Genomic DNA, 334 nt, shown 5'->3' on the forward strand with positions numbered 1-334 from the left:
GAGACCCCACACTACCATCGGCGCTACGGCGTTTCACTTCTGAGTTCGGCATGGGGTCAGGTGGGACCACCGCGCTACAGCCGCCAGGCAAATTCTTGTGCTCCGTTATTCATCTTTTTCACTGATACGGCGTTGGCTGCGGATTTTCGTCTCAGTCACATACCAACGTATGCTCCTTCGCCGCCTCTCCTTGCCGCCTTGTCTCAGTGTAAAATCTGAACAACGTAACTAAATCTTCCGGAACTTCGCTGAAAATCTCTCAAATCCTGCTAAAACACCTTCGGTGTTGTAAGGTTAAGCCTCACGGGTCATTAGTACTGGTTAGCTCAATGCA

The 334-nt window shown here is 50.6% G+C and carries 1 rRNA gene; it reads right to left on the bottom strand.

Annotated elements, in window-relative coordinates:
• A 5S ribosomal RNA gene (rrf, locus tag Q1A40_RS23015) occupies window positions 1-88 on the bottom strand; the annotation flags it as partial.
• Window positions 89-334 lie beyond the last annotated feature (246 nt).

The organism is uncultured Cedecea sp., assembly GCF_947498825.1.
Lineage (GTDB): Bacteria > Pseudomonadota > Gammaproteobacteria > Enterobacterales > Enterobacteriaceae > JGM124.